The organism is Photobacterium sp. GB-50 (genome assembly GCF_003026755.1).
In the GTDB taxonomy this organism is placed as follows: domain Bacteria; phylum Pseudomonadota; class Gammaproteobacteria; order Enterobacterales; family Vibrionaceae; genus Photobacterium.
In genome coordinates this window covers 170,524-187,655 of record NZ_PYNX01000006.1, presented here as the reverse complement: position 1 = coordinate 187,655, position 17,132 = coordinate 170,524, and the positions used below count along the sequence as shown (strand labels likewise).

Here is a 17,132-nt window from a genome sequence, read left to right as displayed (position 1 = left end):
GTCTAATAGCTATATGAATAAGAAAAGGATAGGTGAATTATGTTAATTACATTTCATAGTAAAGGAAGTAACGATATTACAATGTTTGGTGATATCGCACAGCAATTGATTCATATGATGGGGTTTTGCGAAACAGTCCCTGGTGCTATTCGAGAAGAAGATATCGCACAAGCGCTAACAAACCTAAAAGATGGTATTAATAAAGCTAAACAAGAGAATAAGCAGAGTGGCATTACTGCTGATCCCGCAATAGAGCCAAACCCGCTTGATGCCGATTTAGATGACGCTGAATTTGAGCCAGAAATTTCTTTATCAGTACGTGCTATGCCGTTGATTACCTTATTAGAATCAGCAGTAAATGAAAAAAGTTATGTTATGTGGGAATAGGAAACTATTTAACAATATGTAGCGGAGCAAAAGGATCATCGTCAGGATCGTTTTGCCACAAATATTCTGCTTCAACAGCGACTTTTCGTGCAACATTGTCACCAAATTGGTAGGCAATAACCGCTAATGCCATGTCTAAACCTGACGAACAGCCTGAGGCAGTAAAGATATTGCTGTCTCGCACCCATCGGGCTGACGATTGCCAATCTACATGATGTCCAAGCTTTTTAACCCAATGAAATTGCTTTTTATTTGTTGTTGCTTGGCAATAGTTGAGTAATCCCGCATTTGCTAATAATGCTGAGCCTGTGCAAACAGAGCAGATTAATTTTTGTTTAGGCGCAATGCGTTTCAACCAAAACAACACCGTGGGATTGTTAATTACCGATTTAATCCCACTGCCACCGGGAATGAGCAAAATATCAGAGCCGAACGTATCATTAAAATTGAGTTGCGGTGTAATCGATATATGTTGTTGGCTTAAGATTGTTTTTCCATCAACAGAGATTGTTTGAGCGTGATAAAGGTCCGGTAACAAGCCGAACATTTGTAACGGTCCAAAAGCATCAAGCAGTTGAAAATTATCAAACAAAAATAGCGTGACTGTTTGTGGCTTTTTCATTGTTATAAAACCTTTTATATGCCTTTTAACGATTAGCATAGCTAAGATTTTGAAACCATTTGTCCGATATTGAGATGGTTTTCGAGGCCTGTTGATGGATAAAGCTTGTTATTCAGCGCTGAACCATTACAATCAGCGCCTTGTTTAAAAATGATGAAAATATCAGCTGGCGCGATTATGAATAGAAAAAAGAAAATTAACGAAACGCTTAAAAAGAGAATGAAAAAGGCGAATGCTAAGTTGCATAAAAGTAATAAGCCTCGCTACATCTCTAAAGCGGAACGTGCCAAGTTAGACGCTGAAGCAGCACAACAAGTGTCTGCCGAAGAAACCATTTCACCATCAGAAACTGAAACTATGAGTACAGAAACAACGGTTTCATAACTACGTATTTATCAGTAAATTTTCAACAGGGAAGGTAAGCATTACCTTCCCTGTTTTATTCTCATTGAACAGCACGTTTGTTCAATAGCTGGCTTAAATTAGCCACTACTATCGCCAAATTGGCGTTTTATATAAAAGAGAGATGCTATGAGTTTTGCCTCTTTAGGCCTATCTGCCCCAATTCTTGAAGCTGTTGCAAAGCAAGGCTACGAAAAACCATCACCGATCCAAGAGCAAGCGATCCCAGCTATCCTTTCGGGTAAAGATGTAATGGCGGCGGCCCAAACTGGTACAGGCAAAACAGCAGGCTTTACCTTACCTTTGCTAGAACGTTTAGCGAATGGTCGACCTGCTCGTTCAAATCACGTACGCGCACTTGTATTAACCCCAACACGTGAGCTAGCTGCTCAAGTAGGGGAGAGTGTTGCGACTTACGGTAAAAACTTACGTTTAAGCTCTGCAGTTGTTTTTGGTGGCGTTAAAGTAAACCCACAAATGCTGCGTATGCGTAAAGGTGCTGACGTATTGGTGGCAACACCTGGGCGTTTAATGGATCTTCATAGCCAGAATGCTGTGAAATTCCGTGATGTTGAAATTTTGGTTCTTGATGAAGCTGACCGTATGCTAGATATGGGCTTTATCCGTGATATCCGTAAAATTTTAGCGTTGCTACCAAAAGAGCGTCAAAACTTACTATTTTCAGCAACGTTTTCTGATGAAATTCGTGAGCTTGCAAAAGGCTTAGTGAATAATCCTGTAGAGATTGATGTTAACCCGCGTAACCAAACAGCGCGTACCGTGAAGCAGTGGATTTGCCCTGTTGATCAAAAGAAAAAACCTAACTTATTAACTAAGCTACTTAATGAGCGTAATTGGAAACAAGTGCTTGTTTTCACTAAAACAAAGCACGGTGCTAATAAGCTTGCTACCCATTTAGAAAGTCGTGGAATTTCTGCGGCCGCTATCCATGGTAATAAGAGCCAAGGTGCGCGTACTAAGGCACTTGCTAACTTTAAGTCTGGTAATATTCGCGTACTCGTTGCGACAGATATTGCAGCTCGTGGCCTAGATATTGAACAACTACCACAAGTTGTGAACTTTGATTTACCACACGTAGCAGAAGACTATGTACACCGTATTGGTCGTACTGGTCGTGCCGGTTGTGTTGGTGAAGCGATTTCATTAGTGTCGGCAGAAGAAGCAAAAGATCTTGCTGCAATTGAGCGTTTAACACAGCAAGTGTTTGATCGTGAAATTATTGAAGGTTTTCAGCCAACTAACGCATTACCACAAGCTAAGCTAGATACACGCCCAATTAAACCGAAGAAGCCTAAAAAGCAGAAAACGTTTGTGGCGCGTGAAGGTGCAGCGACAGGTGAAAAGCGTAGCGCAAACAATAATAACGGTGGCGCAAAGCGTAAACCTGCCTCTCGTCGTCCACAGGGTCAGTCTACTGATGCTACAAACAACGAGAAGCGTTCAGAGCAAGGTGCAAGACCTGCACGTAAGCCACGCAACACAGATGCGAAACCACAATCAAATGGTGATAAGCCTCGTCGTCGTTTCAACGATGAAAAGCCTAAATCAGATGGTCGTCGTCGCTCTCCACAGCGTAGTCGTGCACCAAAAGCGACAGCGTAATAACGTTTAACACGTTAAATAAAAACGACTGATAAATACCTTTTACAAAAACGGTATATCAGTCGTTTTTTTATCTGCTTATTTTAGCAAACCGTGGTTATAAGCCGTTATCAGCGAACCGAAAGTTAGCTTTGTACTAGGAGCGCAGTGATAAGGTCACAATAGGGATAGCGTGGTCAGTACTGTAGCCGTCAATATCAAAGCTTGAATTGACCAAATGCTTATCTTCAGTGTGATAATGGCTAACTTCAAATAATGAGCCTAAATAACTCGCATTGAACTCTTGTGATAACAGAATGTAGTCTAATACCGATCCTTTGCCATTAAAGTAATGGGTAGAAGGGCGAGTTGTTTCTTCATCTTGTGGATTGACTTGAGTATAAAGCTGCCAACCATCGTAAAGGCAATAGAAGTTAATTAAGCGCTCAGTGTCACTTTCTGACATCCCATAAACACGACTTGCCGTTAACTCTTCTAAACAACTACTCGAAATAACATCGTTATAATCGCCACACAGCACCATCGGATGACTGGTTTGCTCACGTCGCTTCACCATTGCAAGTTGCAGTAATGCCGCTTCAGTGCCCCGTAGCATGGATGAACCCCAATTCCCTAAACGTTGACCAAGAAAAGAAGAAAGCGCACTGCCTGATTTCGCCATTGTCTCAGGAAGTGGATCATCAAATAGAGAACGCTTGGATTTTAAATGAGTGACATAGCAGTCTGTTGCGCCAATATGAGGCATATCAACCGTCGCCCGCAGTGGCTTGCGACTAAATGAAAACTCAGTCCAGCCCAGTAATTGTGCCGCTTCCTTATCGGCTTCAACAGCGATAACTTCAGTGATGGGAAATTTAGAAGCAATGGCGACAACGGGGCTACGATAAATAAAATCGCCTTCTACCTGAGGTTCATCAACGACTGCAAAATAGGGATAGCCAATATCGCGCAATAATGCTTGCAAATCCTCTGCGCTAAACACTTCTTGAAAACCAATAATATCCGGTTGTTGGGCTTCTAAAATCGAAGTTAGCCAATGCTGTTTTTTATGCCATTGTTCGTAGCTATAAATATTTTCAAAATCATAATAAGCATTAGGGGGAGCAAGATAATTCAACAAATTAAAACTTGCGATTTTGATCTCCGACTGAGCGATAGGCACTTGGGGGAAATGTTCAGCATCTGACTGTTGCAAAATCGAACTCTCAGTGAAGTTATTAAAAACTGTATAGCTGTTTTAGCATACTTGTTACGTTGAATATACGACTTATTGTTAAGCGTAACGGTGAAATAAGGTATCGATTTTGGCTTTTGGTGTTTTTGCTAGTTTTATCATTAATTCAAAAGAGACAGAGTGAAGATGATATTGTCGCTTAATATCTTCAAGCATGACTAACCATAAACGAGCTGTCATTTCAGAATCGGCTAACGCGCGGTGAAATACACCATTGTGCTCAATGTGTTTGTAATCCACTAACGTGCCTAATTTATGATTCGGTGCATCTTGATATAAACGTCGTGCAATCAGCATTGAACAGGCAAATGCACCTGTATAGTGCCGGCCAATATCCGCCAGCTCTGCATCTAAAAAACGCTGATCAAAAGAGGCATTATGCGCCACAAGGTTGGCATCACCAATGAAATCAGCAAAGGCATCCATTACCTCATTACACGGTGGTGCAGTGCGTAACATGTTATTGCTGATCCCCGTGTAACCTTCAATAAAGCTACAGACACGAAAACCAGGATTCATGAGCTGTTGGAATTGATCAACAACTTCGCCATTAACTAATTTAACAGCACCAATTTCGATAGCGCGATCGCCTTGATTGGGAGATAAACCAGTCGTTTCGAAATCGAGAACAACCACGCTGTCAGCGGAGCGAGAAAGGGTCATGGTAAAACCTATAGAGAGAGAAGGTGGTCATTTTAATGGTCGTAGAGGGCTTGTAAACTCCTCAAACACATTATATCGCGATAACTGAGGTTAAATTATCGTCAAACAGGCAACCAGTTATTACATTCTAGCGAGAGATCACGCATTATACGGATTGGGTATAAGTACAATTCTTTGTTAACGACGGCACATATGGCCATTGAGATCTCATAAGCATCTATGAAGAAAGAAAGAAGTCAATTTCGTGATCACCAAGCTGAAGTGTCGCTATTTAAGCGTCGAGCGCTGGCAGGGTTTATTGGGATTATCATTTTATCGTTTGTGTTAATCGGTAATTTGTATCACTTAGAAGTGCAAGATTACAGCGAATATACTGCTCGTTCGAATGATAACCGCATTAAAATTATCCCAGTAGCACCGAATCGAGGCCGTATTTACGATCGAAATGGCGTTATTCTCGCAGAGAATATACCGGTCTATTCTTTAGAAATTATTCCAGAAAAAGTCGCACACCTCACTGAAACACTCGACAGTTTAAAAACCTTACTGGGTGTAACGGATGATGAAATAGACTCTTTTATGAAGGATAAGAAACACACCCGTCCGTTTATGCCGGTGACATTAATTGATCAGATGACGGAAAAGCAAGTTGCAGAGTTTTCCGTTAATGAATTTCATTACCCAGGTGTTGATGTTGATGCACATTTAGAGCGCTATTACCCTTATGGCTCAGCATTAACACATACGTTAGGCTATGTGGCTAAAATCAACGATCGTGATATTAAGTCATTAAAAGAACAGGGTATTTATAATAACTATAAGGCCACGCGTACGATCGGAAAGCTCGGTGTTGAACGCTACTATGAAGATTTACTTCATGGTCAATCTGGTTATGAAAAAGTCGAAGTGAATAACCGTGGCCGTATTATTCGTACCTTAGAATATGTTCCGCCTATTTCGGGTAAAGATATTAAGTTGACGATCGATCTTAATTTACAGTTGTTCGCCAACAAGCTATTAACGGAAGAAGTCAAAGATCCCAAAACAGGTAAAATGGTGACGAAAACTCGTCGTGGTGCGATTGTGGTATTAAACCCGCAGGACGACGGCGTATTAGCGATGGTATCAAGTCCTAGTTATGATCCTAACTTGTTTGTGCATGGTATTACGTCCAAAGAGTACAGCAAATTATTGAATAGTCCTGCGCACCCGTTGGTAAACCGAACCACATTAGGGGTATATCCTCCGGGTTCAACGGTTAAACCACAAATTGCGGTTGCGGCATTAGCGACAGGGGTTATCACACCTAACACAGTACGTAATAACCCGGGTTGGTGGCGAATTCCTAATTCCAAAAGTCGTAAATTCCGTGATGATGTTCGTTGGGGACACGGTAACGTTGATGTATATAAAGCGATTGAACAATCAGTAGATACTTTCTTCTACCAAGTGGCTTATGACATGGGCATTGACCGATTATCGACATGGATGAACAAATTTGGTTACGGCGAACTCACCGGTATTGATATTAAAGAAGAAACATCCGGTAATATGCCGACTCGCCAATGGAAGCTCGCACATACCAAACAACCTTGGTACCAAGGTGACACCATCCCTATTGGTATAGGTCAGGGCTACTGGACAGCAACACCGATGCAAATAGCCAAAGCAACCTCGGTTGTGGCAAATTCTGGTGTCGTTCATCGCCCTCACTTGCTATATGCGATTCTTGATGGCAAGAAAGAAGATATTGTTAAATTTAAAGACTTTCCAAAAGTCGAGCCTGTGCCATTAAAAGATTGGAAAATTGCACAAGAAGGCATGCACTTAGTGACGACGAAAGGGACGGCACGTAAAGAGTTTAAAAACTTAGCGTATGAAGCCGCTGGTAAAACTGGTACCAGTCAGGTCTATACCATGTCTGATACTCAAAATTACGATGCGAATGAAGTTGCGGAGCATTTACGTGACCATGCATTGTTTACCGGCTATGCACCGTTACATGATCCTAAAGTACTGGTATCCGTTATTTTAGAACACGGTGGATGGGGACGTAACGCCGCACCACTTGCTCGTAAAATCATGGATTACGTGTTAGTCAAACCGACCCTAGATCCCGCCGTACAGAAGCAGGCGAAGAGTGATAAAACGAAGGCTGAAACGCCTGTAGATGTGTCGAAAACGGCTGAGATAAAGGCCAGCTAGTGACGATAAACGCACATTGATTAAAATACGAAAAGGTCACGTCAGTGGCCTTTTTTACTTTTTAGCGATGTGATTTTTTAAACCGTAATTTAAACCGTAATAGAGAGAGGATTATTCAATCACACTGCCCCAAATGGTTAAAATATCATGAAGCTCGGAAGCCAAATAAGGTTTACATAAAATGTCATTCATACCCGCTTGAATACACGCTTCACGTTCAGCGCTCGTTGTACCGGCGGTTAAGGCAATAATGGGTTTGGAATAGTCTTGCTTTCGTAATTCTCTAGTTGCGGTGTAGCCATCCATAATCGGCATTCTGCAATCCATAAACACCACATCAAATGATTCCGCATTTAATATATCTAATGCTTTTTGTCCGTTATCGACAATGGTTGGTTCAATTTGGATTTTGTTTAGCATCAGCTTAATGATCATTTGATTGGTCTTTAAATCTTCAACCACTAACACTTTTAAATGCTTAATTGGCGTTTTATGCGGTTGTCTCACTTTGGCATTAAAATGAGTATGATCACTTGTGGGCAAGGGTAAGGAAACATTAAAACATGCACCACGCCCGAGCGAGCTTTCAACGCGGATAGAGCCACCCATTTGTTCACATAGCTGTTTGCAGATCACTAAACCTAGCCCTGTGCCTTCATGGCTTCGCTTGCTGGTATTATCCACTTGGCTAAAAGGTTTGAATAACTTGTGTTGGTTTGAGTGATCAATACCACAACCGCTGTCTTTTACCGTAAATTGTAGCTGTTTGTTTTGCCACCAGAACTTAGCGTGCACAAAACCTGCAGGGGTGAATTTAATCGCATTAGAGATCAAATTAACAAATATTTGTTTAATCCTATCTTCATCACCAATGAAAAATCTTGGTAAGTCATGGGAGTAATAAATGTTAAAATCTAATCTTTTTTCGTGGGAACGATGGGTAAAAATATCTTCCAATTTTACTGCTAATAAATGGCAATCAAAGGGTTTTTCAATCAGCTCCAACATACCTGCATTTATTTTGCTGTAATCGAGTAAGTCATTAATGATCGCCCGTAGCAATTCACCTGAGTGATTCAATGTGGTTAACAATTTCTGTTGGTCGTTATTAAGCGGTGTATCTTGCAGTAATTCTGCAGCACCAAGAAGCCCATTAAGTGGTGTCCGTAATTCATGGTTGATCATAGCGAGAAAATCACGGGTTGAACGCTCTGAATCTTCTGCCCGTTTTTTAGCATCAATAGCTTGATTAAACGTTATTTGCCTACCAATAGCGGATCGAAATAACTCACCAAACAGCGCCATATGTTTTTGAATCGCTGGCAATCGGTCATCTGTACATATTATTCTGACGGCTAATATACCTATTTGCCCTCTGTTATTAACAATATTTATCCAAAGAGTATGGCCGCCTTTATCCCATAATGAATGGGTCGATTCTAGCTCAGCTGGAGGTGTCCATTGCTGTAAACGGCCGCTGGAGTAGCTCCCTGATATATTAATATTATCGGCAGGGTAAATGGTGATATGACAACCTGATATGTAATTACCATCAACGAGGCTGTCTAACAATTGTTGAATACTTTCCCTCGTCGCACTGTGCTTTAAGAATAATCGGGCATAAAGAAGTAACAAGTTTTCCATTTTGTTCTGATAAGTTAAAAGCTCAGAATCAAACTTCGCCTGCATTTGTAATTTTTCGTACGAATCATTAAGCATTTGATTTGCATTATAAAGCTCATGACTTTTCGCTTCTAATAACTTTTCAGCGGCTAATCTTGATGCATGTTCGCGTTGGAGTTTTTGTTTTAATAAAGCAATATGTTTTTCAGGATCGATCATTAATTATCACTCAATGACAAATGAAAGCGGACACTGTTTTTGCTTGTTGTTGGTACCAGTTCGATAGCAAGATGTTGCTTAAAATAATCGGCACATCCTTCTAATAACCCCAAACAGACATAACCCATGCATCGCGCTGAATAATAATCCATTGTCAGGGTGGTTTCTGTTTCATTAGAGAATTCAAAGCGAGGGGGAGTTGTATCCGGGTAAAGCTTTTTAACTTCTTGATGTATGTATGACTCCACACTGCGAATAAAATCGAAGGTGTTGGAATCGGTAAAGTCATGATTTGGTAATAAAGTGAGTAAGCGAGGGAAAACAGCGCGACCGAAGGTTTGTTGAAGGCTTTCAGCGGAAACGCCGGTAACCTTATGTAAACAAATAATCAGCTTGACTAACCGTTGGTGCTCATAGCTACCGACAGAGGTATAAACACCTGGGTCGTCAGCCATATCTAGCATTGACTGGCACACTTCTAGATCGAAAGTACGTTCAACAATATCGAGAAATTCAGTAAAAATGATCCCTTTCATACTCTTCTCCGATGTATTCTAGATACAGACTTTAAACACGTAATAAAGGAATTAAAGTCTGTAATTTAGTATGGCAGAGATTGAAGGTTCGTCAAAAACAACAGGTTAGTTGTTGAAGAAAGGGCTAAATTACGAAGCTGATTATTAGCTTCGTAATCATTTTTATTTTTGGATAATGACAGCTTGCGAGAATTGCTGCGCAGAATGGATAAGGTAATCTTCCATATCTGTAATTAATTGCTGCTGGTTCGGTAATGGCAATGCATACACGTCAGACACCAGGCTATATTGCTCACCATCTTCTGCATGAGTATAAATCATGCCACAAGCGGCCGGTTTTCCTTTGAAAAAGCCAACATAAAGCGTCGCTTCTGCATTAGGCTCAAACATAATTTGAGTTAAATACTCAATAACCGCTTCTTTTTCTTGTTCATTTTCCCATTGAGAGGCACGAACTAAAGAATAGCGAATAGTAAGAGGGTGGCAATCAACCGGGTAGAAAGATAAAGAGGGTTCGGGTGTCGGTAACGAGGTATCGATGCAATGCGTAGTTAAATCAGTTTGAGATAGTTGATACAGTTCTAATCCCTTTACACTTAGCGGTGTTGGAAACTCAGCATCAGTAATATGGCTTGCCATCCAAGCGTTTTTTAAAGTAATTAGTTGTTCTGTAATAACCTGCATATCGTCGCTTCTTTTATTTAATTGCTGATACCTTAACTTAATTACGGTAAAGAAGGTATGTTAATTCAAGTAATTGAGTGAAAAACACACACATATGTAAGTGTAACGTCAGTATTTTGCTTGTTTAATAATGTTTGCCAAAATTTAGATACTTTTTGCTCTTATATTGGATAGGGTGTGAGCCTAATAAGCGTTATCTTGTAAAAGTATTAGTGCCGCAGGCGTAAAATGATTTGAGCGGTACTCAAATTTAGGACTGAATAAAATGAAAAAGCTATTACTAGCCACCTCCATTGTTTTGTTACTTGCAGGTTGTAATGACCAAGCACCTAAAGAGCAATCGCCAAACGATCAAACGCAAACTGTCGCCACAACTGAAACCGTTGTAGAGCAAACCCAATCTGTCGCGCCAGAAACGCAAAAAATCCCTAAATGGGTATCAGAAAATAAAGTGACAGCGCCGCTAGATAATATTGTAGATGGCGATGAAACTTACAAAGCCGTTTCTTATTGTAAGCCGCATGATTGTGCCGGTAACTTTATGATCACCCTAACGGGTAAAGACAACAAAGAATATTCCATGATAGTACATGTTAAAGATACCAATGGTGCTATTACCAAGCCTAGTGAATACGCGAGTTACCAATTTATTGGTAATCCTGATGACAACATGAAAGGGCTACTACAACAAGCGTTGCTACAAAATCCGAACTGGAAATAAATACATTGAGCTAACGTTTGAAGTAAGAATGATAAAACGTGCCGTGCTAGTGACAGCACGTTTTTTTATGCCTGAATTTTTCAGCACGATACGTCATCAATGAAGAGAAGAGTAAGCGTAACATCACTTTTGTTGGCAACATTCTAAACTCAAATATCGAACCTTATACTCACTCAACAGGCCATGGGTATGATCTTAGTGTGAATGAATGTGTAAACAAGACATTATCCAATCTGCTTTTCATCGATAAATGCCCTTTAATGAGATGCAATCAAGTTGCTATGTTTGTGACAGCTACGCAGAAATGCGATTTATCTCACGAGTTACAACGAGTTATAAAACGATCGTTTCATTAACTTCATGCTTTATTTAGTAAGATAGATATGTGATTTTTAAAACGAATGATTGATCTGTTTTACAGGCAAGGAGCCAAGATTGTTCAAGCTTTACTATTACCCTAATAACGCGAGTTTAGCGCCGCATTTTTTACTTCATCATGTAAAAGCGGATTACCAACTATTGCTGGTGGATAAAAAATCCAACGTTCAAAAGTCAGCCGATTACCTGAAACTCAATCCAGCAGGGCGCATACCAACATTGGTGATAGGGGAGCAAGCGATCTTTGAAAGCTCTGCTATATGTATTCATCTTTGCGAACTCCATCCACAGTCTGGATTAATGCCTGCAATTGGCAGCCCTTTACGCCCGATGTTTTATCAATGGTTAGCGTTTCTAAATAACACCTTACAAGCTGAATTAATGGTACGGTATTACCCACACCGCCATACCAATGATGCCGCGACGATCCCGAATGTTGTTGCTGCGCAAGATGACAGAATTGCCGATGCACTCTCTATTATTAATAACCAACTTAAACACAATACATATTTGCTTGGTGACAGCCTAACCGCCTGTGATTACTTCTTGTTTATGTTGGCAGAGTGGTCGTTACCAATAAAACAATCACCACTGACATTTCCATATCTTGCAAAGTACCTAACGAACCTTTGTGATAACCCAACCATTAAAGCCGTGTGTGAAATAGAAGGTATCGATCTCACGCCGTTTAAATAACAAACGCCTGTTGTGACTTTGTTTTCTGTACCTAGGCTGACTTGCAGATTGAATTAGCGCGTAACTGTAACAAGATGTTTATGCGCTATATTCAAGTGCTTTTTAAATGAAGTAGATTTAGATAAAACACCATTCAATTACAAAAAGCGCGCATTAACCATGAAACTATTACTACTTATACCTTGTTTATTTCTGTCGGCTTGTAGCTTAACCCCACATAAGGGATCGCCAATATGTATTCCGATGCCGGTAGGTGGTATTTATTGTGGTAAGTAACAAATTACCTTGTGATGAGAGAGCAAAAGGTGGGGAGAACTGGCGGAAGACTCATTCGTTCCGCCATATTGTTAGGCAAGGGGATCAGTGCTTAATAATCACTTCGCTGTTGTCTACCCGATGGCGGTCGCCATAAATGCCGTCTTCAGTACGGGTGCCACAACCAATCACCATTGTGATTTCAGCTTTAGGGTTTAAACCAAGCAGTTGTTTAACGCGCTTAGAATCAAAACCTTCCATTGGGCAGGTATCGTAACCTTCAGCGCGCATTGCGGTCATAAAGGTCATCGCCGCAAGAGATGTGCTTTTATGTAAACACACACGCAAATCCGCTTTACTCACTTCACGTACCATCGGCTTTTTACGCCCTAAATACGCCACAATTACCTTACGAATAGTGCTCATAATGCCAAAGCTATCATTACGGTATAAAAATGGGATCAGCTTTTCATAGTATTTAACGGCACGTTTAGATGTTGCATCTTCACGACCATTAAAGGCATCACGAATTTGTGCCGCATTCATTTTCGCCCGTTGTTTCCACATATAAGGCGTAGTAGTGATAACAATTAACTCGCGTGCCGTTTTTGCCGCATTTTGCCCCATACACAGCTTTGCCAATTGCTCGCGTTTATCGTCACTGATGACACGATGAAATTGCCACAATTGCATGTTTGAACTGTTAGGGGACAAGGTGGCGAGGTTAAGTGCACGGGTTACCGCTTCATGATCAAAAGCACTGTCTGCATCATATTTACGTACCGAACGACGGCTATGCACCAACTCGGCATATTGCTCGGCTTTAGATGATGTTGTTAATGGTGAAGATGCTGGTGAATGAGACGCAGAGCGTTCTTGTTCAAGTGTATCGTTCATGTTTTAAACAACCTATGTAATATGAAAATTGTTGAGCGTATTTCTACCTGTTATTGGGTTGTGAAGCAAGTCGGTGATCACAATGAGTTAACTATTCGGCTAACTCATATTTGCCCCTTTATCAGTTAGACCTAATACTCATTCATATTGTGTTAACGTGATTTTGGATTAGTTTTTATAATGTTTTAATGTAATGGTTTGACGAATCATATAAAACTAAAACGCCTCACAGAAACCTGTGAGGCGATAGGCCAATATTAATGAAGCTGATCTACAATATAATTTTCTGATGTATAAACCTTATTTACCTTGTCCCAAGGGATAGGTGTCAAGGTTGCGTGAGCTTTTTTAGCTCTTTTTTTTACATATTCTGTTGCTTGGAAATATTGTTTCGATGTGATTGAATTATAGTCAGTATCAGGCATGCTAGTTGGCGATAGCTCAGTAACGTACGTATACTTGCCACACCCTTCAAGCCACACTTTCACTTGCCCATTTGGTAGGAAACCAAAATCAAATTGACTTTGATAGCAAGTACGTTTTATTCCGTCAGATTCCACATGATGCTGTTGTGTATACATCAGCGCTTTCATTTTTGGGGTGACATCTAATTCAGTAATATAGAACTTCGCATCAAAAAGGGATGTCCAGTAAAGCACGACTTTATCGGGTAGATGATTGGTTTTCATAATCTGTTCATAGTAAGCAATTGTAGAATAACTTCTTAATGGCATACCATAACCATCATAATTAGGTAAAAAGCCTTTTATACGCTTAAAATCACTAACCGTCATAAATTGACTATGAGTGTGTAAAATAGAGGTCCAATCTTCTTGCGTGTTAATACCATATGCTTTAGTGACTCTGACAGGGTAAAATGATGGCATAGCGTAACCAACCGTCCAATCAGGAACTTCATCAGGTACGCGTTCTCTATTCATCATGCTACAACCAGCCAGTAATAGGCAGAGCACCCCTGTTGATATAATATTTTTCATTTACTGTCCTTGTGTAATGAATGCTGAATCTAGCTCTTTCATTGAGCGCCTCACAGGTTTCTGTGAGGCGATAAGTCAATATTAATGAAGCTGGTCAACAGTAAAATGTTTAGATGTATAAACCTTATTTACCTTGTCCCAAGGGATAGGCGTTAAGGTTGCGTTAGCCTTTTTAGCTCTTTTAAGTACAGCGTTTCTTGTCTGGTTATGATCAGAGTAAGTACTTCCGTTATAGTCCGTTTCGGGTGTGCTCGTTGGTGACAGTTCAGTAACGTACGTATATTTGCCACACCCTTCAAGCCACACTTTCACTTGTCCATTTGGTAGAAAACCAAAATCAAATGTCGTTTGGTAGCAAGCTCGTTTTATTCCATCTGGTCGAATGTAACTTTGCTTTTTATAGGCCAGCGCTTTCATTTTTTGGGTGACATCTAATTCAGTAATATAGAACTTCGCGTCAAAAAGGGACGTCCAATAAAGCACAACTTTATCGGGTAAATGATTTGTATATCTTATCTGGGAGTATTGAGCGATCCCAAAAGTTAACGATAATCCATATCCATCATAGTCCGGTTGAGACTGTTTAATTCGTTCTAAATCGCTGATTCTCATAAATTGACTATGAGTGTGTAAAATAGAGGTCCAATCTTCTTGCGTGTTTATACCATATGCTTTAGTGACTCTGACAGGGTAAAATGATGGCATAGCGTAACCAACCGTCCAATCAGGAACTTCATCAGGTACGCGTTCTCTATTTATCATGCTACAACCAGCCAGTAATAGGCAGAGCACCCCTGTTGATATGATCTTTTTCATTTACTGTCCTTGTGTAATGAATGCTGAATCTAGCTCTTTCATTGAGCGCCTTACAGAAAATAGTGAGGCGGTAAACCAATATTAATGAAGCTGATCTACAATATAGTTTTTTGATGTATATATCTTATTTACCTTGTCCCAAGGGATAGGCGTTAAGGTTGCGTTAGCCTTTTTAGCTCTTTTAAGTACAGAGTTTCTTGTCTGGTTATGATCAGAGTAAGTACTTCCGTTATAGTCCGTTTCGGGTGTGCTCGTTGGTGACAGCTCAGTAACGTACGTATACTTGCCACACCCTTCAAGCCACACTTTCACTTGCCCATTTGGTAGGAAACCAAAATCAAATTGACTCTGATAGCAAATACGTTTTATTCCGTCAGATTCCACATGATGCTGTTGTGTGTACATCAGCGCTTTCATTTTTGGGGTGACATCTAATTCAGTAATATAGAACTTCGCATCAAAAAGGGATGTCCAGTAAAGCACGACTTTATCGGGTAGATGATTGGTTTTCATAATCTGTTCATAGTAAGCAATTGTAGAATAACTTCTTAATGGCATACCATAACCATCATAATTAGGTAAAAAGCCTTTTATACGCTTAAAATCACTAACCGTCATAAACTGACTATGAGTGTGTAAAATAGAGGTCCAATTTTCTTGCGTGTTAATACCATATGCTTTAGTGACTCTGACTGGATAAAATGATGGCATAGCGTAACCAACCGTCCAATCAGGAACTTCATCAGGTACGCGTTCTCTATTTATCATGCTACAACCAGCCAGTAATAGGCAGAATACTCCTGTTGATATGATCTTTTTCATTTACTGTCCTTGTTTACATTCGAATATTTGACGCTCATTGTATCTTTGCTCTGTCGGCCTTTTCTGGCCATTTGAGACCAAAAGCCTTTATGATTCGCTGGCGCTTGCGGCGGAATATGCTGAGAATTGTACGGGGTATGTTTCATGGTTATTTTCTATCTTTCTTCGGCGTTAACGATTCCCTGAGTGAGAATACACGCTAAATAGACTGGGCAATAATTGGCCTGATTATAAGATATGACCTCCACAAAAAAGCACGCCGAGATGGGCGTGCTTATTATGCGTTAGGCAGAAGCCGTGTTTGGTGTGGTTGCTATAGAATCAGTGGTAGGGATCGGTATAACTTCACCCAATGGTGGCTCTGAATTTTGCTTCTCAACAATTTTCGTCACTGCTTGTTCAAACGCTTCATCATCCATACTGAACCAAAAGTCTGGCTTTCGATGATGCGCCTTATCATAAGCAACGGTTGCACTGTCTTTATGGCGGAAAGGCTCATTCATTGGAATGTCGGGCAAAGGCTGGCTCACATCCATATAGGCTTGGATCATGTTCCATAAGCGTTTGTATTCATCAAGATCTCTTGAACCATTGATAAAACGGCCAATGGGAACCCCATGTTTATAACCATTATAACGATGAACAAGAAACAGTTGATAATTAATAAAACCCTGTGGGGTTGGCGATGTTGTCAGGTAGCAATCAAACTCAACAAAAGGGTGACTAAATCGCACCTTATTACCGAAACCATACAGTGTGACCATGCCCGTTTCTCGGCTTAATGAAAATAAGGTTTTAATGGGTAATTTTCCATTAAAAAAAGAGAAAGACCACCAAATGAGTAAGGATGGTATCAATACGTATAAAAGAAAAGTCAAAATATCGATTGATGATTGCGATGAAATGTTGGTTACGAGATATATTATCCCCAGAAGAACAAATGCTAACGGCATCATATAGAGAGCAATAAATTTTCCGAATGTCACGGCATAAAAATAGACCAAGCCCCACCATGGGAAAGTGATGTCGTGAATCTCACGCTCACTGTATATATCACTCTCAAATGTCTTAAGCTTTTTCAGTTCAGAGGGGGTACGGGATCGCAGCTCTTTTTCTGGCACATGATGATTATTGCAAGTAAATGGGAAGTGCACACCTTTTCTGGCCATGTTTGACCAAAAGCCTTGCTGATTCCCCGGCGCTTGCGGCGGAATGTGCTGTGAGTTATAAGGATTATGCTTCATGGTTATTTTCTATCTTTCTTCGGCGTTAACGATTCTCAGAGTGAGAATACACGCTTAATAGACTGGGCAATAATTGGCCTGATTATGAGATATGACCTCCACAAAAA

Annotated in this window: 17 protein-coding genes; 6 read left to right on the top strand and 11 right to left on the bottom strand. The window is 40.4% G+C overall.

The annotated features are described in order from the left end of the window. The first annotated feature begins 39 nt into the window (after nt 1–39). Nucleotides 40–387, top strand: a complete 348-nt coding sequence (locus C9J41_RS10825) for a DUF1840 domain-containing protein (RefSeq protein ID WP_107206879.1) — start codon at nt 40–42, stop codon at nt 385–387. Between the two features lie 4 nt (nt 388–391). On the opposite strand, the gene C9J41_RS10820 is transcribed toward C9J41_RS10825, so the two are convergent. After that, complete coding sequence (locus C9J41_RS10820) at nt 392–1,009, bottom strand: DJ-1/PfpI family protein (protein WP_107206880.1); 618 nt, start codon at nt 1,007–1,009, stop codon at nt 392–394. A 177-nt stretch (nt 1,010–1,186) separates the two neighbouring features. Between C9J41_RS10820 and C9J41_RS10815 the strand changes: the two genes are divergently transcribed. Both C9J41_RS10815 and C9J41_RS10810 read left to right on the top strand, forming a co-directional pair. Next, nucleotides 1,187–1,393 (top strand): DUF2986 domain-containing protein, encoded by a 207-nt coding sequence (locus tag C9J41_RS10815; RefSeq protein WP_039871979.1) that lies wholly within the window; start codon nt 1,187–1,189, stop codon nt 1,391–1,393. A 147-nt stretch (nt 1,394–1,540) separates the two neighbouring features. Further along, nucleotides 1,541–3,034 (top strand): DEAD/DEAH box helicase, encoded by a 1,494-nt coding sequence (locus tag C9J41_RS10810; protein WP_107206881.1) that lies wholly within the window; start codon nt 1,541–1,543, stop codon nt 3,032–3,034. A 136-nt stretch (nt 3,035–3,170) separates the two neighbouring features. On the opposite strand, the gene C9J41_RS10805 is transcribed toward C9J41_RS10810, so the two are convergent. Beyond that, nucleotides 3,171–4,229 carry an endonuclease/exonuclease/phosphatase family protein gene (locus C9J41_RS10805; RefSeq protein WP_107294548.1) on the bottom strand — a complete coding sequence of 353 codons (1,059 nt, stop codon included), beginning with the start codon at nt 4,227–4,229 and terminating at the stop codon, nt 3,171–3,173. Nucleotides 4,230–4,307: 78 nt separating this feature from the next. Then, on the bottom strand, nt 4,308–4,931 hold the full coding sequence (locus C9J41_RS10800) for a PolC-type DNA polymerase III (RefSeq protein ID WP_107294547.1): 624 nt from the start codon (nt 4,929–4,931) through the stop codon (nt 4,308–4,310). A 219-nt stretch (nt 4,932–5,150) separates the two neighbouring features. Between C9J41_RS10800 and mrdA the strand changes: the two genes are divergently transcribed. Then, entirely contained in the window at nt 5,151–7,136 is a 1,986-nt protein-coding gene (gene mrdA / locus C9J41_RS10795) for a penicillin-binding protein 2 (protein WP_107206884.1), read from the top strand. 111 nt (nt 7,137–7,247) lie between these two features. Here the strand turns inward: mrdA and C9J41_RS10790 are convergent, their stop codons facing one another. The 3 genes from C9J41_RS10790 to C9J41_RS10780 all read right to left on the bottom strand — a co-directional run bounded on the left by C9J41_RS10790 (nt 7,248) and on the right by C9J41_RS10780 (nt 10,198). After that, nucleotides 7,248–8,978: an ATP-binding protein gene (locus C9J41_RS10790; RefSeq protein WP_107206885.1), complete on the bottom strand. Its 1,731-nt coding sequence runs from the start codon at nt 8,976–8,978 to the stop codon at nt 7,248–7,250. Then, complete coding sequence (locus C9J41_RS10785; protein WP_107247274.1) at nt 8,978–9,514, bottom strand: heme NO-binding domain-containing protein; 537 nt, start codon at nt 9,512–9,514, stop codon at nt 8,978–8,980. The genes C9J41_RS10790 and C9J41_RS10785 overlap by 1 nt, the downstream gene beginning before the upstream one ends. Before the next feature lie 162 nt (nt 9,515–9,676). Then, complete coding sequence (locus C9J41_RS10780) at nt 9,677–10,198, bottom strand: hypothetical protein (RefSeq protein WP_107206887.1); 522 nt, start codon at nt 10,196–10,198, stop codon at nt 9,677–9,679. A 265-nt stretch (nt 10,199–10,463) separates the two neighbouring features. Between C9J41_RS10780 and C9J41_RS10775 the strand changes: the two genes are divergently transcribed. Together C9J41_RS10775 and C9J41_RS10770 are read left to right on the top strand one after the other, a co-directional pair. Further along, a complete protein-coding gene (locus C9J41_RS10775; RefSeq protein ID WP_107292222.1) occupies nt 10,464–10,919 on the top strand; it encodes an Ivy family c-type lysozyme inhibitor in 456 nt (151 codons plus the stop codon). Nucleotides 10,920–11,354: 435 nt separating this feature from the next. Beyond that, nucleotides 11,355–11,993 (top strand): glutathione S-transferase family protein, encoded by a 639-nt coding sequence (locus tag C9J41_RS10770; RefSeq protein WP_107247275.1) that lies wholly within the window; start codon nt 11,355–11,357, stop codon nt 11,991–11,993. 360 nt (nt 11,994–12,353) lie between these two features. Here C9J41_RS10770 and C9J41_RS10765 read toward each other — a convergent pair whose 3' ends face one another. The 5 genes from C9J41_RS10765 to C9J41_RS10745 form a co-directional block, all read right to left on the bottom strand. Next, entirely contained in the window at nt 12,354–13,145 is a 792-nt protein-coding gene (locus C9J41_RS10765) for a nitroreductase family protein (protein WP_107287830.1), read from the bottom strand. A gap of 257 nt (nt 13,146–13,402) precedes the next feature. Then, the gene (locus tag C9J41_RS10760; protein ID WP_107206446.1) at nt 13,403–14,143 is read right to left on the bottom strand and encodes a DUF2931 family protein; all 741 of its coding nucleotides are present in this window, start codon (nt 14,141–14,143) and stop codon (nt 13,403–13,405) included. An 81-nt stretch (nt 14,144–14,224) separates the two neighbouring features. Beyond that, nucleotides 14,225–14,959 (bottom strand): DUF2931 family protein, encoded by a 735-nt coding sequence (locus C9J41_RS10755; RefSeq protein WP_107206447.1) that lies wholly within the window; start codon nt 14,957–14,959, stop codon nt 14,225–14,227. 81 nt (nt 14,960–15,040) lie between these two features. Next, nucleotides 15,041–15,781, bottom strand: a complete 741-nt coding sequence (locus tag C9J41_RS10750) for a DUF2931 family protein (RefSeq protein ID WP_107206448.1) — start codon at nt 15,779–15,781, stop codon at nt 15,041–15,043. Nucleotides 15,782–16,065: 284 nt separating this feature from the next. Further along, on the bottom strand, nt 16,066–17,025 hold the full coding sequence (locus C9J41_RS10745) for a hypothetical protein (protein ID WP_107206449.1): 960 nt from the start codon (nt 17,023–17,025) through the stop codon (nt 16,066–16,068). Nucleotides 17,026–17,132: the final 107 nt, after the last annotated feature.